Source organism: Serratia aquatilis (assembly GCF_044865145.1).
GTDB lineage: Bacteria > Pseudomonadota > Gammaproteobacteria > Enterobacterales > Enterobacteriaceae > Chania > Chania aquatilis.
In genome coordinates, this window is sequence record NZ_CP173186.1 from 4,223,547 (window position 1) to 4,246,365 (window position 22,819).

General features: G+C 51.9%; 21 protein-coding genes. 5 read left to right on the forward strand and 16 right to left on the reverse strand.

Annotated elements, in window-relative coordinates:
• Nucleotides 1-151: 151 nt before the first annotated feature.
• Nucleotides 152-2,713, forward strand: a complete 2,562-nt coding sequence (gene mutS / locus SAQUA_RS19090) for a DNA mismatch repair protein MutS (protein ID WP_380678381.1) — start codon at nucleotides 152-154, stop codon at nucleotides 2,711-2,713.
• A 128-nt stretch (nucleotides 2,714-2,841) separates the two neighbouring features.
• Here the strand turns inward: mutS and rpoS are convergent, their stop codons facing one another.
• The 8 genes from rpoS to ftsB all read right to left on the reverse strand — a co-directional run bounded on the left by rpoS (nucleotide 2,842) and on the right by ftsB (nucleotide 9,345).
• Complete coding sequence (rpoS, locus tag SAQUA_RS19095) at nucleotides 2,842-3,840, reverse strand: RNA polymerase sigma factor RpoS (RefSeq protein ID WP_380678383.1); 999 nt, start codon at nucleotides 3,838-3,840, stop codon at nucleotides 2,842-2,844.
• Between the two features lie 54 nt (nucleotides 3,841-3,894).
• On the reverse strand, nucleotides 3,895-4,881 hold the full coding sequence (gene nlpD, locus SAQUA_RS19100; RefSeq protein WP_380678572.1) for a murein hydrolase activator NlpD: 987 nt from the start codon (nucleotides 4,879-4,881) through the stop codon (nucleotides 3,895-3,897).
• Between the two features lie 536 nt (nucleotides 4,882-5,417).
• On the reverse strand, nucleotides 5,418-6,044 hold the full coding sequence (locus tag SAQUA_RS19105) for a protein-L-isoaspartate(D-aspartate) O-methyltransferase (protein WP_380678385.1): 627 nt from the start codon (nucleotides 6,042-6,044) through the stop codon (nucleotides 5,418-5,420).
• A complete protein-coding gene (gene surE, locus SAQUA_RS19110; protein WP_380678387.1) occupies nucleotides 6,038-6,799 on the reverse strand; it encodes a 5'/3'-nucleotidase SurE in 762 nt (253 codons plus the stop codon). The genes SAQUA_RS19105 and surE overlap by 7 nt, the downstream gene beginning before the upstream one ends.
• Nucleotides 6,780-7,826, reverse strand: coding sequence for a tRNA pseudouridine(13) synthase TruD (truD, locus tag SAQUA_RS19115; RefSeq protein WP_380678389.1), 1,047 nt, complete (start codon nucleotides 7,824-7,826; stop codon nucleotides 6,780-6,782). The genes surE and truD overlap by 20 nt, the downstream gene beginning before the upstream one ends.
• Before the next feature lie 3 nt (nucleotides 7,827-7,829).
• A complete protein-coding gene (gene ispF, locus SAQUA_RS19120) occupies nucleotides 7,830-8,303 on the reverse strand; it encodes a 2-C-methyl-D-erythritol 2,4-cyclodiphosphate synthase (protein ID WP_380678391.1) in 474 nt (157 codons plus the stop codon).
• A gap of 10 nt (nucleotides 8,304-8,313) precedes the next feature.
• The gene (gene ispD / locus SAQUA_RS19125; protein WP_380678393.1) at nucleotides 8,314-9,021 is read right to left on the reverse strand and encodes a 2-C-methyl-D-erythritol 4-phosphate cytidylyltransferase; all 708 of its coding nucleotides are present in this window, start codon (nucleotides 9,019-9,021) and stop codon (nucleotides 8,314-8,316) included.
• Between the two features lie 3 nt (nucleotides 9,022-9,024).
• On the reverse strand, nucleotides 9,025-9,345 hold the full coding sequence (ftsB, locus tag SAQUA_RS19130) for a cell division protein FtsB (RefSeq protein ID WP_380678395.1): 321 nt from the start codon (nucleotides 9,343-9,345) through the stop codon (nucleotides 9,025-9,027).
• A 388-nt stretch (nucleotides 9,346-9,733) separates the two neighbouring features.
• On the opposite strand from ftsB, the gene SAQUA_RS19135 reads away from it, so the two are divergent.
• From SAQUA_RS19135 to SAQUA_RS19145, 3 genes are all read left to right on the forward strand, one after another.
• On the forward strand, nucleotides 9,734-10,504 hold the full coding sequence (locus SAQUA_RS19135; RefSeq protein ID WP_380678397.1) for a basic amino acid ABC transporter substrate-binding protein: 771 nt from the start codon (nucleotides 9,734-9,736) through the stop codon (nucleotides 10,502-10,504).
• 87 nt (nucleotides 10,505-10,591) lie between these two features.
• Nucleotides 10,592-11,359 carry an amino acid ABC transporter permease gene (locus SAQUA_RS19140; RefSeq protein WP_380678399.1) on the forward strand — a complete coding sequence of 256 codons (768 nt, stop codon included), beginning with the start codon at nucleotides 10,592-10,594 and terminating at the stop codon, nucleotides 11,357-11,359.
• Nucleotides 11,343-12,065 (forward strand): amino acid ABC transporter ATP-binding protein, encoded by a 723-nt coding sequence (locus SAQUA_RS19145; RefSeq protein WP_380678401.1) that lies wholly within the window; start codon nucleotides 11,343-11,345, stop codon nucleotides 12,063-12,065. The genes SAQUA_RS19140 and SAQUA_RS19145 overlap by 17 nt, the downstream gene beginning before the upstream one ends.
• Before the next feature lie 36 nt (nucleotides 12,066-12,101).
• Here the strand turns inward: SAQUA_RS19145 and SAQUA_RS19150 are convergent, their stop codons facing one another.
• The 5 genes from SAQUA_RS19150 to cysG all read right to left on the reverse strand — a co-directional run bounded on the left by SAQUA_RS19150 (nucleotide 12,102) and on the right by cysG (nucleotide 16,995).
• The gene (locus tag SAQUA_RS19150; protein WP_380678403.1) at nucleotides 12,102-12,419 is read right to left on the reverse strand and encodes a DUF3561 family protein; all 318 of its coding nucleotides are present in this window, start codon (nucleotides 12,417-12,419) and stop codon (nucleotides 12,102-12,104) included.
• A gap of 152 nt (nucleotides 12,420-12,571) precedes the next feature.
• Nucleotides 12,572-13,264, reverse strand: a complete 693-nt coding sequence (cysC, locus tag SAQUA_RS19155) for an adenylyl-sulfate kinase (RefSeq protein WP_380678405.1) — start codon at nucleotides 13,262-13,264, stop codon at nucleotides 12,572-12,574.
• Nucleotides 13,203-14,633: a sulfate adenylyltransferase subunit CysN gene (gene cysN / locus SAQUA_RS19160; RefSeq protein WP_380678407.1), complete on the reverse strand. Its 1,431-nt coding sequence runs from the start codon at nucleotides 14,631-14,633 to the stop codon at nucleotides 13,203-13,205. The genes cysC and cysN overlap by 62 nt, the downstream gene beginning before the upstream one ends.
• Before the next feature lie 13 nt (nucleotides 14,634-14,646).
• The gene (cysD, locus tag SAQUA_RS19165; protein ID WP_380678409.1) at nucleotides 14,647-15,555 is read right to left on the reverse strand and encodes a sulfate adenylyltransferase subunit CysD; all 909 of its coding nucleotides are present in this window, start codon (nucleotides 15,553-15,555) and stop codon (nucleotides 14,647-14,649) included.
• A 9-nt stretch (nucleotides 15,556-15,564) separates the two neighbouring features.
• Nucleotides 15,565-16,995: a siroheme synthase CysG gene (cysG, locus tag SAQUA_RS19170; RefSeq protein WP_380678411.1), complete on the reverse strand. Its 1,431-nt coding sequence runs from the start codon at nucleotides 16,993-16,995 to the stop codon at nucleotides 15,565-15,567.
• Nucleotides 16,996-17,300: 305 nt separating this feature from the next.
• Between cysG and SAQUA_RS19175 the strand changes: the two genes are divergently transcribed.
• On the forward strand, nucleotides 17,301-18,380 hold the full coding sequence (locus SAQUA_RS19175; protein WP_380678413.1) for an aminopeptidase: 1,080 nt from the start codon (nucleotides 17,301-17,303) through the stop codon (nucleotides 18,378-18,380).
• Nucleotides 18,381-18,441: 61 nt separating this feature from the next.
• Here SAQUA_RS19175 and cysH read toward each other — a convergent pair whose 3' ends face one another.
• The 3 genes from cysH to cysJ form a co-directional block, all read right to left on the reverse strand.
• The gene (cysH, locus tag SAQUA_RS19180) at nucleotides 18,442-19,176 is read right to left on the reverse strand and encodes a phosphoadenosine phosphosulfate reductase (RefSeq protein ID WP_380678415.1); all 735 of its coding nucleotides are present in this window, start codon (nucleotides 19,174-19,176) and stop codon (nucleotides 18,442-18,444) included.
• Between the two features lie 94 nt (nucleotides 19,177-19,270).
• Nucleotides 19,271-20,986: an assimilatory sulfite reductase (NADPH) hemoprotein subunit gene (gene cysI / locus SAQUA_RS19185; RefSeq protein WP_380678417.1), complete on the reverse strand. Its 1,716-nt coding sequence runs from the start codon at nucleotides 20,984-20,986 to the stop codon at nucleotides 19,271-19,273.
• Nucleotides 20,986-22,788 (reverse strand): NADPH-dependent assimilatory sulfite reductase flavoprotein subunit, encoded by a 1,803-nt coding sequence (gene cysJ, locus SAQUA_RS19190; protein ID WP_380678419.1) that lies wholly within the window; start codon nucleotides 22,786-22,788, stop codon nucleotides 20,986-20,988. The genes cysI and cysJ overlap by 1 nt, the downstream gene beginning before the upstream one ends.
• Between the last annotated feature and the right edge of the window lie 31 nt (nucleotides 22,789-22,819).

Genomic DNA, 22,819 nt, shown 5'->3' on the forward strand with positions numbered 1-22,819 from the left:
AACTTTTCCCCTATCGAGCCAATTAGCAAAAGAGTAAAGCATATGCGCCAGGCTACGGGTGAGCTGCAAATCTATCTATACTATCGGGTTTAGGTGGGTTTCAAATGTGGCTGCCGAACCCAAAAAGACTTATAAAACGAGTAAAATCAATATGAAAGAGTCGTTAGATACGGACTTAACAAGCCATACACCAATGATGCAGCAGTACTTGCGTCTTAAGGCGCAGCATCCAGAAATCCTGCTCTTTTACCGTATGGGGGATTTCTACGAGCTGTTCTATGACGATGCCAAGCGCGCCTCCCAGTTGCTGGATATCTCGCTGACCAAGCGCGGTGCCTCCGCCGGGGAACCCATTCCGATGGCGGGCGTTCCCCATCATGCGGTGGAAAACTATCTCGCCAAGCTAGTCCAGCTAGGCGAATCGGTCGCGATCTGCGAACAGATTGGCGATCCGGCTACCAGCAAAGGTCCGGTCGAGCGTAAAGTCGTTCGCATAGTGACTCCGGGTACCATCACCGACGAAGCCCTGTTGCAGGAGCGCCAGGACAACCTACTGGCTGCTATCTGGCAAGATGGTCGCGGTTTTGGCTATGCCACTCTGGATCTCAGTTCCGGCCGTTTCCGCGTTGCCGAACCTGAAGATCTCGAAACCATGGCGGCTGAGCTCCAACGCACCAATCCAGCGGAACTGCTCTACCCGGAAACTTTCGAACAAATGGCGCTGATTGAGCAGCGCCACGGTTTACGCCGTCGTCCATTATGGGAGTTTGAGCTGGAAACCGCCTGTCAGCAGTTGAACCTACAATTCGGTACCCGCGATCTGACAGGCTTTGGTGTCGAGCAGGCACATCTGGCACTACGTGCTGCGGGTTGCCTGTTGCAATATGTCAAAGATACTCAACGTACCTCGCTGCCGCATATTCGTGGGATCACCATGGAGCGCCAGCAGGACGGGATTATCATGGATGCGGCAACGCGCCGTAATCTGGAGATCACTCAAAATCTTTCCGGCGGCAGTGAAAATACCCTTGCTGCGATCCTTGACCGCACCGTCACGGCAATGGGCAGCCGAATGCTTAAACGCTGGTTGCACATGCCAACGCGCGATATGTCAGTGCTAAATAATCGTCAGCAGGCAATCGCTGCCCTACAGGATCTGAGCGTCGATTTGCAGCAACCACTGCGTCAGGTTGGCGATCTCGAGCGTATTCTCGCCCGCTTGGCACTACGTACAGCTCGTCCTCGCGATCTTGCCCGTATGCGCCATGCTTTCCAGCAATTGCCAGATATTCGCGCACTGCTGGAAAATATAGAAACGCCCCATGTACAAAAACTGCTGTCTCAGGTCGGCCAATTTGATGAACTGCAATCTCTGCTTGAGCGCGCCATTGTCGAAGCGCCGCCAGTGCTGGTGCGTGACGGCGGCGTGATTTCCCAAGGCTATAACGAAGAACTGGATGAATGGCGTGCACTTGCAGATGGAGCCAGCGATTATCTTGATCGCCTGGAAATCCGCGAACGCGAGAAGCTGGGCCTGGACACCCTTAAGGTCGGTTTCAACGGCGTGCACGGCTACTATATTCAGGTCAGCCGTGGACAGAGTCATCTGGTACCCATCCACTATGTCCGTCGTCAAACGCTGAAGAATGCAGAGCGTTATATTATTCCTGAGTTGAAGGAATATGAAGACAAGGTACTCACCTCCAAAGGGAAGGCGCTGGCGATAGAAAAAGGGTTATATGACGAACTTTTTGATCTGCTGTTACCTCATCTAGAGGCATTACAGCAGAGCGCAGGGGCATTAGCGGAACTGGATGTGCTAGCTAACCTTGCCGAACGGGCGGAAACACTGAATTACGCCTGCCCAACCATCAGTGAGCAACGGGGTATCCGCATTGTCGATGGCCGCCACCCGGTGGTAGAGCAGGTTTTGAGCGAGCCGTTCATTGCCAACCCGGTTTCGCTTTCCCCGCAACGCCGTATGTTGATCATTACCGGGCCGAATATGGGGGGGAAAAGTACCTATATGCGGCAAATTGCGTTAATTGTCTTGATGGCACATATCGGTAGCTTTGTGCCTGCAGCCAAAGCAACTATCGGGCCAGTAGATCGCATTTTTACCCGCGTAGGCGCTGCTGACGATTTAGCTTCTGGCCGTTCTACCTTTATGGTGGAAATGACCGAAACAGCCAATATCCTTCACAACGCCACCGATAACAGCCTGGTATTGATGGACGAGATTGGCCGAGGTACTTCCACTTACGATGGGCTTTCTCTCGCCTGGGCTTGCGCCGAGAATCTGGCCGGTCGCATCAAGGCAATGACTCTGTTTGCCACCCATTACTTTGAACTGACCACCCTGCCAGAAAAAATGGAAGGTGTGGTTAACGTGCATCTGGATGCTCTGGAACACGGCGACACCATTGCCTTTATGCACAGCGTGCAGGATGGCGCAGCCAGCAAAAGTTACGGATTGGCGGTTGCGGCGCTGGCTGGTGTTCCACGGGATGTTATCAAACGCGCCCGTCAGAAGCTGCGTGAGCTGGAGGCTCTCTCCAGCCAAACGGCTGCCGGTACAGTAGATGCCACACAAATGACACTGTTGAATGAAGAGGTTTCTCCTGCAGTAGAAGCTTTGGAGACACTAGATGCTGATTCTCTGTCGCCACGGCAAGCGCTGGAATGGATTTACCGACTGAAAAGTTTGATATGAGTATAAGGCGTTAGTAATCAGCAGTTTTGTTCGCATTCTGTGTTGCTATAACACGAGTTCGGCAAATTCCAGCCATAAAAAAACGGTGAGCATAATGCTCACCGTTTTTAATTTTGTATAAATCACGTTTATTCGCGGAACAAAGCCTCAATACTCAGGCCCTGCAGTTGCAGAATCTCACGCAGGCGGCGTAAACCTTCAACCTGGATTTGACGAACTCGTTCACGGGTTAGCCCAATCTCACGACCCACATCTTCCAACGTTGCGGCTTCGTAGCCTAACAGACCGAAGCGACGAGCCAACACTTCACGCTGTTTGGCGTTCAATTCGAACAACCATTTAACGATACTCTGTTTCATGTCGTCGTCTTGGGTTGTGTCTTCCGGTCCGTTGTCTTTTTCGTCCGCCAGAATGTCCAACAATGCTTTCTCAGAATCCCCACCCAACGGCGTATCAACAGAAGTGATACGTTCGTTCAAGCGCAGCATACGGCTAACATCATCAACCGGTCTGTCGAGTTGCTCTGCAATCTCTTCAGCACTTGGTTCATGATCCAGTTTGTGAGAAAGCTCACGCGCAGTGCGTAAGTAAACATTCAGTTCTTTAACTATATGGATCGGCAAACGGATAGTACGGGTTTGGTTCATGATTGCCCGTTCAATCGTCTGGCGGATCCACCAAGTTGCATAAGTTGAAAAACGGAAACCGCGTTCAGGATCAAACTTCTCAACTGCACGGATCAGGCCAAGGTTACCTTCTTCTATCAGATCCAGCAGCGCCAGCCCACGATTGCTATAACGACGGGCAATTTTCACTACCAGTCTAAGATTACTTTCTATCATGCGGCGGCGGGACGGCACGTCACCGCGCAGTGCACGCCTCGCAAAATAGACTTCTTCCTCTGCGGTAAGCAGTGGCGAATAACCGATTTCGCCCAGATAGAGCTGCGTTGCATCCAATACGCGTTGGGTAACACCTTGAGACAACAGCTCGTCTTCAGCTAAATCATTCTCGCTGGCGTCATCTTCTACCAGCTCTTTTTCGTCGAATGATTCAGACTCCATGGCATTCTCATCGAAATCTGCATCATCATGTAACTCGTTAACTTTCAGCGTATTTTGGCTCATAAAGCGGCTCCTACCCGTGATACCACAAGCAGAATGCAACACACTCTGCCCAATCTATCGCTGCGGAAGATAACGCAGCGGGTTTACGGATTTCCCCTTGTAACGAATTTCGAAATGCAAACGTACTGAACTGGTTCCGGTGCTTCCCATCGTTGCTATTTTTTGCCCCGCCTTCACTTCTTGTTGTTCCCGGACCAGCATTGTGTCGTTGTGGGCGTAGGCACTCAGGTAATCATCATTATGCTTGATGATGATTAGATTACCGTAACCCCGTAAAGCGTTGCCTGCATACACTACACGACCATCAGCGGTAGCAAATATAGGTTGCCCACGGGTGCCAGAGATATCGATACCTTTGTTCCCACCTTCCGATGAAGAGAAGTTATCAATGATCTTGCCGTCAGTTGGCCATCTCCAACTACTAACTGGAGCGCTATTACTGGCGGTGCTGCTCACTGGAGGTGTCGCAGCTGGCGCGGTAACAGGAGCGGCGGCTGAACCCGCTACGACCACTCCTGATGAAGGTAACATTTTACCTACATTCTGTTTACCCGAGTTACCAGAATACGCGTTCGTAGATTGAGAATCAACCGTTGTAGTTTGTATCTGACGACTTGTAGGTGGCTTGGATATCAACCCGCCGTTCGAGCCTGTCGAGGCCAGCATTCCGCCATTACCATTGGCAGAACCGTTGCCAATTTGAATGGTTTGTCCCACCTCCAGATTGTATGGCTGAGGAATATTGTTGCGCTGTGCCAGATCTCGAAAATCGTTCCCGGTAATCCATGCTATGTAGAACAGCGTATCTCCACGCTTAACGGTATAGGTACTACCACTGTAACTCCCTTTGGGGATCGCATTGTAACTGCGATTATAAACGATACGCCCCTGTGCAGTTCTTTCTCGCCCCGCATTGCTGGATGCCGCAGCACCTTCGCTACCAACGCTGCTGATAGGTGCCGAGGTAGAATTATTATTCGAACAACCTGCCAACCACAAACTTAACATCGTACACACCGCAATTCGGCGCAAAGTAATCATTGGGCTTCCCGTGCTCATGCTTCCCCCATGACAGCAATATCAGCGTTATTTCCAAAATACCCTTACAGCGTAGCTGAGCATCATACCGGTTGTCTTTACAGCTCTAGCGTGGTTTTCAGCGCGTTTTCAAGCAGATATTGCACTCTGACTCCCCCACTACAACTTGTAATCCATTGGGCATAGCGTTGCCTCAGTATTACAACGAAGGATTTCCCCGACCGATCACTGAATACCAGTAGGTTTCCCGCCGGAGATTCAAAAAGCAGTGCCGCCGATGCAGATACATTGGCACTACCACACAATAAAACAACGATACCCGTCGTCTTTTAAACTATAGCGTTGCTAGTTTCAAACACTCCCCTGTACGCCTTGAGTTTCGTCAACCTCAGGGGACACAGCCCAACAGCAACGCCTTACTCATAAGCCGTGGTAAAACGCCATGATATTGAAAATTAATACCATCGGAACGCTAAAACCTTACTCAGACGTTTTGAAAGTGCAACAGATTTCTTCTGTGGCAGCATTTTATTCGCAGGCTAAGCCAGTTCACCCTTAACCAGCGGCACAAAGCGCACCGCCTCAACGGAATTAACGGCAAAGTCATCACCACGCCGTTGAATACATTGTAAAACCTGTGTCTGTTGTCCGACTGGCAGCACCAACACACCGCCATCATCCAACTGTTGCATTAGTGCCTGCGGAATTTCGGGTGGTGCCGCCGTTACGATGATCGCATCAAAAGGCCCGCGCGATGACCAGCCCTGCCAACCATCACCATGGCGTGTTGATACGTTGTGCAAATCAAGCTGTTTCAAACGGCGCTTCGCTTGCCACTGAAGTCCTTTAATCCTCTCAACAGAACAGACATGTTGCACCAGATGTGCCAGGATCGCAGTCTGATAACCAGAACCTGTGCCGATCTCAAGAACTCTAGAGGTAGGCTGTAAACCAAGCAGTTCAGTCATGCGTGCAACCATATAGGGCTGGGAGATTGTCTGCCCCGACCCAATGGGCAATGCCGTGTTTTCATAAGCCTTGTGGGCCAGCGCTTCGTCAACAAAACGCTCGCGGGGGACTTCTGCGATTGCCTTGAGCAACCGTTCATCCCTGATCCCCTGCTGGCGTAACAGCGTCAGCAATGTTTGCATGCGTTTGTTCACCATTTTCCGTTAACCTCTGCCTTGGCTAACCATGCTGTCATTACATCCTGTGCCCCATAGGCGGTCAAATCTACCTGCAAGGGCGTCAAGGACACATAGCCCTGCTCTACCGCTGCGAAATCAGTATCTGGGCCCGCATCAAATTTATCACCCGGAGGGCCGATCCAATATAATTTATGGCCGTACGGATCCTCCTGGCTGAACACCTTGTCGGCGGGATGCCGGCTGCCACAGCGGGTAACCCGTATCCCTTTAAGTTCTGCCAATGGTAAATCAGGTACGTTAACATTAAGAATTCTACCAGTGCGCAACGGCTCGCGTTGCAATGCGCGTAGCAGGCGGCAGGTGATCACCGCCGCTGTCTCATAATGCTGGTGGCCATTGAGTGAAACAGCAATGGCCGGCAAGCCCAAGTGGCGGCCTTCCATCGCAGCAGCAACCGTACCGGAATAGATGACATCATCGCCCAGATTAGGCCCGGCGTTAATGCCAGAAACCACAATATCGGGGGCTGGCAGCACCAGGGCATTGACACCAAGATAAACGCAGTCGGTAGGCGTTCCTTGCTGAACGGCAATGTCGCCATTAGGAAGGGTCAGCGTACACAGTGGGGATCCAAGCGTAAGCGCATTGGAAGACCCACTGCGGTTACGATCCGGCGCCACAACCTGCACCTCGGCAAACTCACGCAGCGCTGCTGCCAGTATCTGGATACCTGGTGCGCTGACGCCATCATCATTACTCAGTAATATCCGCATCGCCGTTATCCTGCAGTATGATTTCGCGCACTACGCTGGTCGCAAAGCTGCCTGCCGGTAACCAGAAACGAAGTTCAACCGTCGCATCATCCAGCCAGTTCCAATGCATTTTCTGCGGTTGCAATAGCAGCGCCCGTCGAGCAGGTTCAACGCGCTCACGCTTTAAAAGCGTTAGTAATTCTGGTTGTTCAACCAAACACTGCCGTTCAAACTCAGCGGCGTCCTCGGTGGTACCCAGTTCGCCGTCTCCCGGCAACGGGGCGGTAACCATCAGTTCCCCCATCTCTAACCGCTGTTGCAGGCCAGCCAATTCATCCTCTTTGGCTACGAACCAACTGCCGCGACCAGCCAGCTGCAACGCATCCCCTACCATTACCGTTTTCTGTTGGTGATTGGCCAAACGCTGACTGACAACGGTATTGAACAATGCACTGCGACTGGCAGAAAGATAGAAACTGCGCTTGCTACGCTCCTTGACGCGGATCTCATCTTTTGCCCAACGGCGCGCCATGACTAGGTTATTTCCGCCATGGCCGAATCGCTGGCTGCCAAAATAATTCGGTACGCCGCTCGCAGCAATGGCCTGCAAACGTTGTTCTACTTGCTGACGATCGCTGATATGGCGCAGTACCAGAGTGAAATCATTGCCTTTCAGCGTGCCAATTCGCAGCTTGCGTAAATGGCGGGCAGACTGCAGCACTTCACAACCTTCCAGCACGAACTGCGTAAGATCGGGCGACTCCTTACCCGGCAAATGCAGGCAAAACCACTGTTCGGTGACCGCGTGGCGATCTTTCAGACCCGCGTAGCTGACCGAACGTGCAGGTATGCCCGCAAATTTGGCCAGATTATCGGCTACAAACTGAGTATTACAGCCGTTTTTTCGGATATTCACCAGCAGATGCTCGCCCTCACCATCTGGCGTAAACCCTAAATCCTCAACGACGACAAAATCTTCGGGATTGGCTTTCAACACCCCCGAGGCTTGTGGTTTACCGTGCAACCAGGTCAGATTTAACATATCCATGCGTTATTCCCTGATCAGCAAGGCAACCGCTTCACAGGCAATTCCCTCACCACGCCCGGTAAAACCAAGTTGTTCGGTAGTCGTTGCTTTCACGTTAATGTCATCCATATGGCACTGCAGATCTTCTGCCAGAAAGATCCGCATCTGAGGAATATGCGGTGCCATCTTCGGTGCCTGCGCAATGATGGTGACATCCAGATTCCCCAGACGATAACCTTTGGCGCGAATGCGTTTCCATGCCTCGCGCAATAACTCGCGGCTATCTGCCCCTTTGAATTTCGGATCGGTATCCGGGAAAAGCCGGCCAATGTCACCCAATGCTGCAGCGCCAAGCAGAGCATCAGTAGCTGCATGCAGCGCAACGTCGCCATCAGAATGAGCAAGCAGACCTTTTTCAAAAGGAATGCGAACACCACCGATCACCAGCGGACCTTCGCCGCCAAATTTATGCACATCAAAACCGTGACCGATACGCATATGCGCTCCTTTAGTTGTTCAACTGCGTCAAATAGAACGCCGCCAGTGTCAAATCCTCTGGCCGCGTCACCTTAATATTATCCGAGCGCCCAGCTACCAGCAGCGGATGATAACCACAATGCTCGAGTGCTGAGGCCTCATCGGTGACTATCGCTCCTTCATCCAGAGCACGCCGCAGGCAGAATTTTAGCAGTTCCAACGGAAACAGCTGCGGTGTCAGTGCATGCCACAGGTCCTGGCGCTCAACGGTGTGCGAAATGGCATTTTGGCCCACTTCCGCACGCTTCATGGTATCACGCACCGGTGCAGCAAGAATGCCGCCAACTGAACTGTGATCGGTGATCGCTAATAAACGCGCCAGATCGTCCGCATGCAGGCATGGGCGGGCCGCATCATGAACCAGAACCCATTCGGCGTTACCAGCTAGTTCAAGCCCGGCCATCACGGAATCTGCGCGTTGCTTCCCCCCCACGGTCACCAGCACTCGCGGATCCTGGGCAATAGGCAACGTCTGAAACTGGTGGTCTTCGGCACTGATAGCAACGATCGCCCGGGTGATACGCGGATGGCGCAGCAAAGCGTGGATCGCGTGCTCGAGAATAGTTTGATGTCCGATAGTTAAATACTGTTTCGGGCAATCGGACTGCATACGGCTGCCAATACCTGCTGCAGGAATAACGGCAATCACTCGAGATAAGGGGCCTGCGGTATGTTTCATACGCTATTTTTGTGGGTTATTTTGCGATGGGGACGCACTGCTGCGTCTGGATTGCTCAGGAACCAGGCGATAGAAAGTCTCACCGGGTTTAATCATACCCAGTTCATTGCGTGCGCGTTCTTCTATCGCTTCCTGACCGCCGTTCAAGTCATCGATCTCGGCAAACAGCTGATCGTTACGCGCTTTTAGTTTGGCATTATTACTTTGCTGAGCCACAACATCTTCATTGACTCGCACATAGTCGTGAATACCATTCTTTCCTAACCACAGTGAGTACTGCAACCAGCCGAGCAATGCCAGCAATAGCAGCGTAAGTTTTCCCATCTCCGCCCCCTAAAAAACCGGCTAATCATCCCACAACTTTCCGTTGGACTCCACACCGGTAGCGGCTTTTAACCACCGGATGTATAGCAGAATAAGAACTTACTGAGTTTAGCTACTGTTTTTCAACCGAGTGCGGCATATATAGCCGCTCTGTCGAGGCACACCCGGCTCTCTGTCAACTTGCCATGTCATGCAGTAATAAGAACTGGTGAGTCGCCATTTCTGCCGACACTTCAACCATATTTTATATAATTATTCATATTTAACACTATTAGCACTTTGTTCTTCAGCCAGGGGTTGCATTCCTATTCATTTAAGTTTAATTTTATGCAATTAATTTGCATAATAAACCATATATACTATTACCTTTACTCATCAGGGATCGTCCATGTTAAAACGTTTAGTTCTAATCAGTGCCTGCCTTATGGCCACGTTTTCCGTTTCTTCCTTTGCTGCTGAGCCGATATACGTAGTGGGTTCAGGTGGTACTTACCGTCCGTTTGAATTTGAAAACAGCAGTAAGCAGTTGGAAGGCTTTGATATTGATATCATCAAAGCGGTAGCCAACGTGGAAGGTTTCCAGGTGAAACTGGTGAATACACCGTGGGAAGGCATCTTTGCCACCCTGAACTCTGGCGATCGCGACATCATCATTTCTGGTATTACGATCACCGATAAGCGCAAGCAAATGGTCGACTTCTCCGCGCCTTACTTCCCCGCAGAACAAGCCATTGTGGTGCCGAAGGATTCAAATGTGGATTCCATCGCCGCACTGAAAGCGCTAAAAGTGGGCGTAGTCAACTCCAGTACCGGCGATATTGTGGTTTCTGACACCCTGGGTAAGAACAGCACCGCCATCAAGCGTTTCGACAACACACCATTAATGCTGCAAGAACTGTATGAAGATGGCATCGGTGCCGCCGTGGGCGATGTTGGCGTCGCCAAGTTCTACATCAAAACCCACCCGGAAAAAGAGTTCAAACTGGTTTCAGATGCCAAGTTTGAGCGCCAGTATTTCGGTATCGCGGTCGCGAAAGGGAATGAAGAGCTGCGTAACAAGATCAACAGCGGTCTGAAGAAAATCATCGCCGATGGCACCTACGCCAAGATCTACCAGACCTGGTTCGACAGCAACGTACCTTCGTTACCAACCGAATAAAACCTCAATCTCGCTAAGGGGCTCGTAGACGTAGTCCCTTAGCGTCAATACGCTATAAGTTCGCATAAGCACCGTAAGGAAAATATTTTGTCAGCATTCCGTTGGGAGATCATTCAGGAATACGCACCGCTGTTTATGGAAGGTGCCTGGATGACCATCAAATGCACTATTATCTGTGTGATCCTGGGTACTACCTGGGGGCTCTTCCTTGGGTTGGGCCGCCTGGCTCAAGCTCCGCACGGCGTATGGAAACCGATCCTGCACTATGGCATCCAATGGCCGGTACGTATCTACATCAGCGCCTTCAGGGGGACACCACTGTTCGTGCAAATCATGGTGGTACACTTTGCACTGGTGCCGCTGTTTATCAATCCGCGCGACGGTTTACTGGTCAGCAGTGGCTTGATGAGTGTCGACTTTGCCCGCGCGTTGCGCTCCGATTACGGTGCATTTCTTTCTTGCGTAGTAGCCATCACGTTGAATGCCGGGGCTTATGTATCAGAAATCTTCCGCGCTGGTATCCAGTCGATCGATCGTGGGCAGATGGAGGCTTCACGTTCACTGGGGATGAGTTACGGTAAAACCATGCGTAAGGTGATCCTGCCACAGGCATTCCGCCGCATGTTGCCACCGTTGGGTAATAACGCCATTGCCATCGTCAAGGATTCGTCACTGGCCTCTGCGATTGGTCTTGCCGATCTGGCCTACGCCGCTCGAACCGTTTCCGGTGCATACGCAACTTACTGGGAACCGTACTTGACCATTTCACTGGTTTATTGGGTTCTCACCTTCCTGCTCTCGCTGTTGGTTCAACACATGGAAAAAAGGTTCGGTAAAAGTGATTCGCGTACATAATCTGCAAAAACAATTTGGTGAAAGCCACGTGCTGCGCGGCATCTCTTGCCAGATCGCGCCAACTGAAGTGGTATGCATTATCGGCCCTTCCGGTTCAGGAAAGAGTACTTTTCTACGCTGTATCAATGCGCTGGAAACACTTTCTGGTGGTGAGATCGACGTTAATGGCTTTGCCATTCACAGTCAGAAGACCGATCTGAACAAAATGCGTGAAAGCGTAGGAATGGTATTTCAGCGGTTTAACCTGTTCCCACATATGACCGTGTTGGAAAATATCATCATGGCGCCGATAGATGTTAAGAAGCTATCGCGCGCAGAAGCCATTGAACGGGCTGAGGTATTACTCCGCAAAGTGGGTCTGCTGGATAAAATCGATGCCTACCCCAATAGCCTGTCAGGGGGGCAGCAGCAACGCGTGGCCATTGCTCGGGCACTGGCAATGGAACCGAAAATCATGCTGTTCGATGAGCCCACTTCGGCGCTCGATCCTGAGTTAGTAGGCGAAGTATTGGCCGTGATGAAATCACTGGCCGAGGAAGGTATGACCATGGTGGTGGTTACCCATGAAATGGGATTCGCCCGCGAGGTTGCGGATCGCGTATTGTTTATTGACCAAGGGATCATTCAGGAAGAAGGGACACCGCTGCAGATTTTCAGCAACCCGAGCAATCCGCGTACTCAGGCATTTTTAAGCAAGGTTTTATAGCCTTACACATCAGGGCGCAGAACCGCGCCCTGTTTCTTACCAACCGCTCAGAAAGCTGAATAACAGCCAGAACAGGCAGATCACGCTGGCACCAGTCACCAATAGGGTAAGGATCAACCGACCACGCAATAGCATGCTGAAAGCGACACCCAGCAGTACGGAGACTGGCATCAGGGCTAGGAAAAACGGCCAGGTATAGAGCAGGAAAAACAGCGTATTGGAGCCGTAGACCATAAAGGGGAGTGAGAGCGCCAGCCAGTAAAATACAAAACCACTAATCCCGCCAAGAAACGAGTAAGAGCGCTCCTCTTCCTCCTGTTTATTATCGATCATTACTGGTATGGCATTTTGCATAGCGATCCCTGGTTGTTCAGTTTTTCACCCAAATATATTTCAAGTTGCTGCCAGCCAGGCATTCAACATGAAAAACACGGTACGGGCCACGCGACGAGGCGGGTTTGGGATAAAAAGCGCACGGACAAAATACACCATGCGCTTTCCTAAATTCAGGATTTGATAATAGCCTGACCACGAAGAACGTCTAACAATTGCGCAGTCAAATTTGTTACCAATTGTTCGCCATCCAAGTGCACATCAGGCTGTTGAGGAGCCTCATAAACTGAGTCAATACCGGTGAAGTTACGCAATTCACCAGCCCGCGCTTTCTTGTAAAGCCCTTTTGGATCCCGTGCCTCACAAATCGCCAACGGTGTATCGACAAATACTTCAATAAATTGCCCTTCATCGAGCATGTCTTTCACCATTTGCCGCTCAACACGATGGGGGGAGATAAACGCAGTCAACACCACCAGCCCGGCATCCACCATCAGTTTAGCTACTTCACCAACCCGGCGAATATTCTCGCGCCGGTCATTTTCAGAAAACCCCAGATCGCGGCATAGGCCATGACGCACATTGTCACCATCCAGCAGATAGGTGTTGACGCCCAACGGGTACAAGGCCTGTTCCAACGCTCCGGCAACGGTCGATTTACCTGAGCCAGAAAGCCCAGTAAACCACAGCACCACGCCGCGATGGCCGTTAGCCGTTTCACGCTCCGCACGCGTTATCGCATGCGGATGCCACACCACATTTTCATCATCCGGCCCGATTGGCCGCAACGGTAGCTCTGCCACTCTATTCACCTTTGAGCAAATCGCGCGCGCCCCAATGGGGAAAGTGTTTGCGTACCAGCGCATTGAGTTCCAGCTCAAACGCACTGAAGTCACCAGCGGCTACCTTGCTATCCGTATGGAGAGCCTCACGGATCAGCCCGGCACCGACCGTTACGTTGCTCAAACGGTCAATAAAGATCAAACTGCCGGTATCATGATTCTGCTGATAACTATCCAGCACCAGTGGCTCGTCAAAGGTCAGTTCCACCAGCCCAATACCATTCAATGGCAAAACATCGGCATGGTACTCAGCCAGTGAATTTATCTCTACCTGATGACGAATATTCTCAACGCGAGCGCGCGTTTTCTTACCTGCAATCTTGATGTCATAGCTTTGGCCCGGTAATAGTGACTGCTCGGCCATCCACACAGTATCCACCAAGGCACTCTGCGCTGTTTGGAGGGTTTCGCTGGCGTCCACCAGCAAGTCGCCACGGCTAATATCTACCTCGTCTTTCAGCACCAGCGTGATTGCTTCTCCGGGATGCGCTTGCTGCAGATCGCCATCGAAAGTTACGATGCGTGCCACCGTTGACACCACGCCAGAAGGCAATACCTTAACGCGCTGCCCCACGCTGACAACGCCAGCAGACAAGGTGCCAGCATAGCCACGGAAATCAAGATTAGGGCGGTTGACGTACTGCACCGGGAAGCGCAGTGGCTGGCTCTCCCTTCGGCTTATGACATCCACACTCTCCAAGACTTCCAGCAGCGTTGGGCCACTGTACCAGGGCATTTGCACACTCTGTACTGCCACGTTGTCACCATCCAACGCGGAGAGTGGGACAAATTTAATGTCCAGATCGTTTGGCAACTGCTCAGCAAACGTCAGGTAATCCTGTTTGAACTGCTCAAATACCGTTTCGCTGTAATCCACCAGATCCATCTTGTTCACCGCCACAACCAAATGGCGGATACCCAGCAAAGTGGCAATAAAGCTATGACGACGAGTTTGATCAAGTACACCTTTGCGCGCATCGATCAACAGGATCGCCAAGTCACAAGTGGACGCACCTGTTGCCATATTACGGGTGTACTGCTCATGCCCCGGTGTGTCGGCAATAATAAACTTCCGCTTTTCAGTCGAGAAATAGCGGTAGGCAACGTCGATAGTGATGCCCTGCTCACGTTCCGCCTGCAAGCCATCGACCAGCAACGCCAGATCGAGCTTCTCACCCTGGGTACCAATGCGTTTGCTATCGGTATGCAGTGTCGAAAGCTGATCTTCATAAATCTGGCGGGTATCATGCAGCAAGCGGCCAATCAGGGTGCTTTTGCCGTCATCGACGCTGCCGCAGGTCAGGAACCGCAGCAGACTCTTGTGCTGCTGCGCGTGCAGATAAGCCTCTACTCCGCCCTGTTCAGCAATTTGTTGTGCAATAACGTTATTCATCGGGCCACACTCCTCAGAAATACCCTTGGCGCTTTTTCAGCTCCATCGAGCCAGATTGGTCACGATCGATCATGCGTCCCTGACGCTCACTGGTGGTGGAGATCAGCATTTCTTCAATGATTTCCGGCAACGTCTGCGCCTCAGAATCTACCGCGCCAGTCAATGGCCAGCAACCGAGGGTACGGAAGCGCACCATACGTTGGCTGATCACTTCACCCAACTGCAGATCGATACGGTCATCATCCACCATCAGCAGCATGCCATCACGCTCAACCACTGGACGCGGTTTAGCCAGGTATAGCGGCACAATGTCAATCTTCTCCAGGAAGATGTATTGCCAAATATCCAGTTCGGTCCAGTTCGACAGCGGGAAGACGCGAATGCTCTCACCTTTGTTAATCTGGCCGTTATAGTTGTGCCACAGTTCAGGGCGCTGGTTTTTAGGATCCCAACGATGGAAGCGATCGCGGAAGGAATAGATACGTTCCTTGGCGCGGGATTTTTCTTCGTCACGGCGAGCCCCGCCAAAAGCGGCATCAAAGCCGTATTTGTTCAGCGCTTGTTTCAAACCTTCGGTTTTCATGATATCGGTGTGCTTGGCACTGCCGTGAACAAAGGGGTTGATGCCCATTGCCACACCTTCCGGGTTTTTATGTATCAGTAATTCAAAGCCATACTCTTTAGCCGTCTGATCGCGGAATTGGTACATTTCGCGGAACTTCCAGCCGGTATCCACATGCAGTAATGGGAAGGGTAACGTGCCTGGGTAAAACGCCTTGCGTGCAAGATGCAGCATGACGGAGGAGTCTTTACCGATGGAATAGAGCATCACCGGATTGCCAAATTCTGCGGCCACTTCACGGATAATGTGGATACTTTCCGCCTCCAATTGCCGCAAATGAGTGAGTCGTTTTTCGTCCATAACAGATCCTTAAGCCAAATTCACGACGGCTGGGCGTGCTGCACTCGCCATCTGCTGTTGATGCCCAAACCAGGCGATTTGATGATGTAGCTCCACCACTTCACCGATCACCAGTAGTGCCGGTAACGGTGCCTGCTGAGCCAATTGGTCAAGTTGTTGCAGGGTACCTGTCTGAACCCATTGGTCCGCCCGTGTGCCACGGCTGATAACTGCCACCGGCGTATCGGCGTCACGGCCATGGGCAATTAGATTGCTGCTGATATCGGCCGCTTTCATGGTGCCCATATAAATTGCTAGCGTCTGACGTGCACGCGCGAGGTTTGCCCAGTCCAAACCGTCGCTATCCGGTCGGCAATGGCCGGTAATAAAAGTCACGCTCTGCGCATGGTCACGGTGCGTCAGCGGAATACCGGCATAAGCCGTCGCTCCCGCGGCTGCCGTCACTCCCGGCACCACCTGGAAAGGAATACCGGCAGCGGCAGCCACTTGCAGCTCCTCACCACCACGGCCAAAAATGAAAGGGTCTCCACCTTTAAGCCGTACAACCCGTTTCCCCTGCTGCGCCAGCTCTATCATCAGGCGATTGGTTTCATCCTGAATCACCGAGTGCGCGCCTGCGCGTTTGCCCACGCAGATACGTTCAGCATCACGACGAACCAAGTCCAACGTCTCTTCACTCACCAGATGGTCATACAGCACCACATCAGCCTGTTGCATCACCTGCAAGCCACGTAAGGTCAGCAAACCGACATCGCCTGGGCCTGCCCCTACCAGTGCGATCTCGCCTTGATTCGCCTCTTTCCCCTGCGCAAAGGTCGCTAAATCTTGTGCCAACTGCTGCTGCGCCTGTGCCGTTTGGCCACTAGCCACCAACGTGGCAAAACGGCCACTGAACGCTTTCTCCCAGAAACGGCGTCTCGCACCGATAGAGGCGAGTTGTTGCTTCACCCTGCTGCGGAAACCACCGGCCAAGTCAGCCATCTGCCCAAGGCTGACCGGAAGTAACGCCTCCAGCTTTTCACGTAACATCCGCGCCAGCACCGGAGCCTGGCCGCTGGAAGAAACGGCAACCACCAGCGGTGAGCGGTCGATAATCGACGGAAAAATAAAGGAACAACGCGGCTGATCGTCAACCACATTGGCTAATACCCGGCGTTTATCTGCCTCGACATAAATTTCTGCGTTCAGCACGTTGTCGTCGGTGGCAGCAATAACCAAAAAGACATCGTCCAACTGCTGTGGCGCAAAAGCCTTGCCCAGCCAATTAACGCGTCCTTCCAGATGAAGATGCTCAAGTTCCGGTGAAAGCGCCTGCGCAACTATCCGTATTTCAGCTCCGGCACGCTGAAGAAGGTCAACTTTGCGCGCAGCCACTTCGCCGCCGCCAACGACCAACACCGGACGTTGTTTCAGATCGGCAAATAGGGGTAGGTAGTCCACAACGGCCTTTTCATATAACCAAAAGATAGAGTGACTATACGGGGTGAGATTTGGCCTCTGAAATGACGAAAAGGCATGAGTAGTTACTTTCTGGAATATAGGCCGCAGTTGTTGACGCTAAAGATGAGGAGCCTGATGAAAGTTTATGAATCAGATGCAAAATTAAGAAACCAAGAAATTGTGTAATCAGCGAACGCATCCCATACTAGGCTTGCCTCTTAATGATGTGTCGCCAACCTAAGGTTTATCGCCTAAAATAGCGTCACAAAAATCGACTTTATCGTTGCAAGAGAAGGATTTTCGGTATGTTATCCCGCTATTGCCTCAGAGTTGGCCTGCTGATAGCCGCTCTCGGCAGTGTTGTTAGCGTTTCGGTCGCTGCAAAACCTGTCAAAGAAGCCCCAATGGGCCAGTTCGCTGCCAATCAGATACGTCACATCGCCACCTATTTTCCCGGTCGCATGGCGGGCAGCCCGGCAGAACTCCTCGCCGCAGAGTACCTGAAGCAACAATTCATCGAGATGGGCTACCCGGCTGATACCCGTACCTTTGATGCCCGTTACCTTTATACAAACAAAGACACCAGTGAAAACTGGCGTAAAATAAGCGTAACGTCGGTGATTGCCAGCAAAAATGGCGATGATCCCAAGCAGATCATCATCATGGCACACTTTGATACCTACACGCCGACCAGTGATAATGAAGTGGACAATAATTTGGGCGGTCTGACGTTACAAGGCGTTGATGACAACGCATCAGGCGTGGGAGTTATGTTGGAGTTGGCGCAAAGGATGAAGAGCATTCCCACCACCTACAGTCTGCGTTTTGTCGCTATCGGTGGTGAAGAACTCAAGTCGTTGGGAGCTAAAAACTATCTAAATCGTATGACGCAGGAAGAGCGTGATAATACCGTTCTGCTGATTAATCTCGACAGTCTGATCACTGGCGATCGTCTGTATTTCCATTCAGGCCGCAACACAGCACCAGAGATAGCCAAACAATCCAGAGACCGAGCGCTGAGTATCGCTCATCGCTACGGGATTGATGCCGCGATCAATCCGGGAAGTGCAGAGTACCCCAAAGGAACTGGCTGCTGTTCCGATCAAAAAGTGTTTGATGAGGCCAAAATTCCCGTCATGGCCGTAGAGGCCACTAACTGGTCATTGGGCGAAAAAGATGGTTATCAGCAGCGCGCTGTAAGCCCGAATTTTCCGCAAGGGGTCACTTGGCATCGTCCGCAATACGACAATCTGCAATATCTGGAAACTCACTTGCCAGGGCGGCTAGAGAAACGCAGCCACGACACTGTGCAAGTCCTGTTGCCACTAATTAAAGAGCTGGCACAGGCCTACACTGAAACGCCGCTAGAGAAGAAAAATAAATAAATTGGGGCTTGGCCAAGGCCTTGCCCCTTTTGGTTTACGGGTATAGATACAAATGTGTCAATTAGCCTTCGTGCAGACCACACTCACGCTTCAAGCCAAAGAAGCGGGTTTCCTCTTCGCTCATACCCTCTTCCCATTTACGCGTGGTGTGGGTATCACCAACAGAGAGATAGCCCTGTTCCCATAGTGGGTGGTAATTCAGCCCATGTTCGGTCAGGTATTGGTAAATCTGGCGGTTATCCCAGTCGATAATCGGCAGGATTTTGAACACCCCGCGTTGTACAGCCAGAACGGGCAGATTTGCACGGCTACCAGATTGCTCGCGGCGTAAGCCAGCAAACCAGGTCTGGGCCCCCAGCGTTTCCAATGCGCGGTTCATCGGCTCAACTTTGTTGATCTGGTTGTACTTTTCGATACCTTCTACCCCCAGTTCCCAAAGCTTACCGTAGCGAGCTTCTTGCCAGGCAGGCGAATGCTCGGCACGAAATACCTGTAGATTCAGTTGCAGCTTATCGACCAACTGATCGATAAAGCGGTAGGTTTCTGGGAACAGATAACCGGTATCGGTCAGGATCACCGGGATATCCGGCTTGATACGTGTGACCAGATGCAAGCATACCGCCGCCTGAATACCAAAACTTGAAGAGAGCACAAACTCTCCCGGCAGATGTTCCAGCGCCCATGCAACACGCTCCTGCGCCGAAAAGTGTTCCAACTGACCATTGACCACCGCCAGTGCCAGCGCTTGCCCTGATTTTGGTAATCCATTCAGCGCGACCAGATCGAGTTCAGCCATGTTGAGATCTCCTGAAAATGGTGATGTGTTCCCTCTCCCCTGATGGAAGAGAGGGAGGGGCTGGTTGCCTCAATATAAAATGCAGCCTTGAATGTTAATCCCAGAAATCGTGTGCTGGATCCGTAACCGGCTGGATAATCCCGGCTCGAATGGTAAAATCGCCGAATCCTTCACCCACCGTGCGCTCTTTTGCCCAGCGGCCTACCAGTTGGTCAATATTCTGTAGAATTTCCTCTTCGTTGATATTTTCGCGGTACATACGCGGAATACGCGTCCCTTCACGATTGCCTCCCAAATGGAGGTTGTAGCGGCCAATCGCTTTACCCACAAGGCCAATCTCCGCTAGCAACGCTCGGCCACAGCCGTTCGGACAGCCGGTAATACGCAATACGATATGCTCATCAGCCACGCCATGCTGATGCATGATGCTTTCTACCTTGGTAACAAACGCGGGCAGGAAGCGTTCGGCTTCAGCCATCGCCAGTGGGCAGGTGGGATAAGACACACAGGCCATGGAGTTTTTACGCTGTTCACTGGTGCTGTCATCGATCAGGCCATGTTTTCGTGCCAACGCTTCGATCCTGGCTTTCTGGCTTGCTGGCACGCCGGCTACGATCAGGTTCTGGTTTGCCGTCAGGCGGAAATCGCCTTGGTGGATCCTGGCAATCTCGGCCATACCGGTTTTTAATGGACGCTCTGGATAATCGAGCAAACGGCCATTTTCAATAAACAGCGTCAGGTGCCAGAGATCATCAACCCCTTTCACCCAACCAATACGGTCGCCACGGCCAGTGAACTCATAAGGACGCACCGGTTCGAAACGAATGCCCGCCCGTCTTTCCACTTCAGTACGGAAGGTATCAACCCCCACCCGCTCCAGCGTGTATTTGGTTTTGGCATTCTTACGGTCAGTCCGGTTCCCCCAATCACGCTGGGTCGTGACCACCGCTTCAGCGACAGCAAGCGTATGCTCCAGCGGGATATAACCGAATTCACTGGCCGTTCGCGCATAGGTTTTCTTATTCCCATGCTCAATAGACAGACCACCGCCAACCAACAGGTTAAACCCCACCAGCTTGCCGTTCTCGGCAATAGCCACGAAGTTCATGTCATTGGCATGCAGATCGACATCGTTTTGCGGCGGAATGACCACCGTAGTTTTGAATTTACGCGGCAGATACGTGGCACCCAGGATCGGTTCTTCATCGGTGGTGGCGATCTTTTCTTTATCCAACCAGATTTCTGCATAGGCGCGGGTACGAGGCAGCAGGTGCTCGGAGATTTTCTTTGCCCATTCATAGGCTTCCTGATGCAACTCTGACTCTACCGGGTTCGACGTACAGAGCACATTACGGTTTACATCATTGGCCGTTGCCAGTGCATCCAACCCGAGACTGTTAAGCAACTGATGTGCTGGCTTAACGTTGCCTTTCAGAATGCCGTGGAACTGGAATGTCTGACGGTTGGTAATGCGGATGCTGCCGTACAAGGTACTTTCCTGTGCGAACTTATCGATACCCAGCCACTGCTGCGGGGTAATGATCCCTCCAGGTAAACGGCAGCGCAGCATCATGGCATGTCGAGGTTCGAGCTTCTGCTCGGCACGTTCCGCACGAATATCACGATCATCCTGCTGGTACATACCGTGGAAACGGATCAGCAAGAAGTTGTCACCAGTAAAACCGCCGGTAAGGCCGTCGGTTAAATCTTGCGCAATAGTGCCGCGCAGGAAGTCGCTCTCTTTCTTCAAGCGCTCGGCATCGGCAAGTTTGCCTTCAACCACCAGAGGCCCAGGGTGTTTATCATTCATTAGTAAACATCTCGCTGATAACGGCGCTCAAAGCGCAGCTCACTTAAAAATTCATCCGCCAGCTCGGTATCCATACCACCGTGCTCGGCCACCAGTGCTAATAATGTGTTTTCAACGTCTTTCGCCATACGGTTGGCATCACCGCAAACATAAATATGGGCACCCTCCTGGATCCAGCGCCAGACTTCCGCCCCCTGCTCGCGAAGTTTGTCCTGCACGTAAACTTTGTGTTGCTGATCTCGAGACCAGGCCAGGTCAATGCGGGTCAATAATCCATCTTTCACATAGCGCTGCCATTCAACCTGATACAGAAAATCTTCAGTAAAATGCGGGTTGCCAAAGAACAACCAGTTCTTACCCCCAGCTCCATCCGCCTCACGTTGTTGCATAAAGGCACGGAAAGGTGCAATACCGGTGCCTGGGCCAATCATGATAATTGGCGTTTCCGGATTGGCGGGTAAACGGAAGTTTTCGTTATGCTCAATAAACACATTCAGGTCGCTTTCCTCCTCCAGGCGGTCAGCCAGGAAGCTGGAAGCACCGCCAGCACGAGCGCGGCCATCAATCTCGTAGCGCACCACCCCTACCGTAATATGTACCTCACTTTCATTTTCTTCCTGGGATGAGGCGATGGAGTAGAGGCGCGGAGCCAGCGGACGTAACAGGCTAAGCAACTGTTCAGCACTCAGATCGGCCGGGGCTCGCCGTACCATATCAACAATCGGCGTATTATGCGCATAGTGCTGCAGTTTGGTTTTATCGGCCAACAGGCCAATCAACGATTCATCTCGCGACAGAGCGGCATATTTCTCTACAATAGGTGAAGTGTTCTGCGTCAGTTCATAATGGTTGCGCAATGCATCGCGTAATGGCTGAGTTTTTCCCTCAACCTCAACCGGCTCATCCCCTGTCAGCCATAACAGCTGCAGTAGTTCGTCTACTAACGCGGGATCGTTATTAAACCAGACGCCAAGAGCATCGCCAGGTTGATAACGCAGGCCGGAATCCCCGAGATCGATTTCGATATGCCGCACATCTTTATCAGAACCACGGCCAGTGATTTTCTGCTTCACTGCCAGTTGTGCCGTCAGTGGTTGCTCTTTGCTATAAGGGCTGCTGGCTAACTGATCAACAGCGCCAGTGGCCAACGCAGTTGGCGCGTTGTTTTCAGCCGGGGCACGGGCTTTAAACACTTCGACCACCTGCTTACGCCAGGCAGTAGCCAGTTCCTGGTAATCCACATCGGCATCAATGCGTTCAACCAGTCGTTCGCCCCCCAACTCTGCCAGCTTGGCGTCAAAATCCTTCCCAGACTGGCAGAAGTTTTCATAGGAACTATCACCCAAACCGAACACCGCAAAAGCGGTTTCATTCAGCTTCGGCGCTTTTTTCGAATGCAGATATTTATGCAGAGCAACCGCTTCCTCTGCTGGTTCGCCTTCCCCTTGAGTGGAGGCAACTACCACTAACAGGCGTTCCTGTGCAATCTGCTTGAACTTATAGTCGCCAGCGCTCACTAAGGTGACGCTCAGTTTTGCCGCCAACAGATCGTCACGCAGTTGTTCGGCCAGGCGGCGAGCATTACCCGTCTGGGAAGCTGAGATAATAGTAATACTGCTTGCGGGTGCTTCAGCAACGGGCGCTGAGGCAACGATACCCGGCTGCTGTTCAACCTTTCCCCAAAAATAGCCAGACAACCATGCAAGTTGCGTTGGCGAATATTCAGCAATCGTTGCCTGCAGGCGTGAAAGCTGTTCGGGTGTTAGCGGGTGCAAAAGTGGTGGGGGTGCCTGAGTCGTCATCGCAGTACGGATATCCTATGCTTAGCCAGTG

What these genes read in the sequence shown, in the direction of transcription:
- mutS (WP_380678381.1), top strand. Translation starts at nt 152, where the DNA reads ATGAAAGAGTCGTTAGATACGGACTTAACAAGCCATACACCAATGATG.
- rpoS (WP_380678383.1), bottom strand. Translation starts at nt 3,840, where the DNA reads ATGAGCCAAAATACGCTGAAAGTTAACGAGTTACATGATGATGCAGAT.
- nlpD (WP_380678572.1), bottom strand. Translation starts at nt 4,881, where the DNA reads ATGATTACTTTGCGCCGAATTGCGGTGTGTACGATGTTAAGTTTGTGG.
- SAQUA_RS19105 (WP_380678385.1), bottom strand. Translation starts at nt 6,044, where the DNA reads ATGGTGAACAAACGCATGCAAACATTGCTGACGCTGTTACGCCAGCAG.
- surE (WP_380678387.1), bottom strand. Translation starts at nt 6,799, where the DNA reads ATGCGGATATTACTGAGTAATGATGATGGCGTCAGCGCACCAGGTATC.
- truD (WP_380678389.1), bottom strand. Translation starts at nt 7,826, where the DNA reads ATGGATATGTTAAATCTGACCTGGTTGCACGGTAAACCACAAGCCTCG.
- ispF (WP_380678391.1), bottom strand. Translation starts at nt 8,303, where the DNA reads ATGCGTATCGGTCACGGTTTTGATGTGCATAAATTTGGCGGCGAAGGT.
- ispD (WP_380678393.1), bottom strand. Translation starts at nt 9,021, where the DNA reads ATGAAACATACCGCAGGCCCCTTATCTCGAGTGATTGCCGTTATTCCT.
- ftsB (WP_380678395.1), bottom strand. Translation starts at nt 9,345, where the DNA reads ATGGGAAAACTTACGCTGCTATTGCTGGCATTGCTCGGCTGGTTGCAG.
- SAQUA_RS19135 (WP_380678397.1), top strand. Translation starts at nt 9,734, where the DNA reads ATGTTAAAACGTTTAGTTCTAATCAGTGCCTGCCTTATGGCCACGTTT.
- SAQUA_RS19150 (WP_380678403.1), bottom strand. Translation starts at nt 12,419, where the DNA reads ATGCAAAATGCCATACCAGTAATGATCGATAATAAACAGGAGGAAGAG.
- cysC (WP_380678405.1), bottom strand. Translation starts at nt 13,264, where the DNA reads ATGCGCTGGTACGCAAACACTTTCCCCATTGGGGCGCGCGCGATTTGC.
- cysN (WP_380678407.1), bottom strand. Translation starts at nt 14,633, where the DNA reads ATGAATAACGTTATTGCACAACAAATTGCTGAACAGGGCGGAGTAGAG.
- cysD (WP_380678409.1), bottom strand. Translation starts at nt 15,555, where the DNA reads ATGGACGAAAAACGACTCACTCATTTGCGGCAATTGGAGGCGGAAAGT.
- SAQUA_RS19175 (WP_380678413.1), top strand. Translation starts at nt 17,301, where the DNA reads ATGTTATCCCGCTATTGCCTCAGAGTTGGCCTGCTGATAGCCGCTCTC.
- cysH (WP_380678415.1), bottom strand. Translation starts at nt 19,176, where the DNA reads ATGGCTGAACTCGATCTGGTCGCGCTGAATGGATTACCAAAATCAGGG.
- cysI (WP_380678417.1), bottom strand. Translation starts at nt 20,986, where the DNA reads ATGAATGATAAACACCCTGGGCCTCTGGTGGTTGAAGGCAAACTTGCC.
- cysJ (WP_380678419.1), bottom strand. Translation starts at nt 22,788, where the DNA reads ATGACGACTCAGGCACCCCCACCACTTTTGCACCCGCTAACACCCGAA.